The organism is Thalassotalea sp. ND16A (assembly GCF_000764205.1).
Lineage (GTDB): Bacteria > Pseudomonadota > Gammaproteobacteria > Enterobacterales > Alteromonadaceae > Thalassotalea_A.
This window is the reverse complement of the sequence record NZ_JQDZ01000062.1, coordinates 1-593: the sequence shown is the minus strand read 5'-3', so window position 1 is coordinate 593 and position 593 is coordinate 1. Positions and strand designations below refer to the sequence as shown.

General features: G+C 37.9%; 1 pseudogene. It reads right to left on the bottom strand.

The features are described from left to right. Nucleotides 1–149: 149 nt before the first annotated feature. Nucleotides 150–593: pseudogene (locus tag ND16A_RS19955) on the bottom strand (tetratricopeptide repeat protein); the annotation flags it as partial.

Sequence of the window (593 nt, the reverse complement as noted above, 5' to 3'; positions counted from 1 at the left end):
TTATCTAAAATAACCCGCGCATTGGTTTATTACTTAAACAAAATAAATTACTGATCAAAGTGCTAAAGTGGCTTTATGTAAAATAGCCTGTAGCGTTTAAAACAAAAAAGCTGAATGAATCACTTCATTCAGCTTTTTTAATAGCTAACTTAAAACAGGCGTCCTTCGCCAGCATAAGTACCCGCTAAAATTTTGGTATAAATTGCATCGGCTTTTTCTTTGGCCTCAGCTACCTCTTTAGGAAGCATAGTACGTTCATCAAGTTTACGGCTGTGACTCGCTTGCATGTTGCCGTTATACTCGGCAATGGTATTCCACACATACGACATTTCAAGATTTTTTGGCATTCCTAAGCCTTCAAAATACATCAGTGCTAAATTAAACTGCGCCAATGTGTAATTATTAGCAGCGGCTTTTTCATACCATGTTCTGGCGGCTTTATAATCTTGGCTAACACCATCGCCATTTGCGTACATTACACCTAAGTTATACTGTGCTGCGGGAAGATTACAGTTGGCTGCTTTTTCAAATTATGTTATGGCCATTTGTTTGTCTAATTTAACGCCATTGCCTTCGTCATATAAAACCGCAAG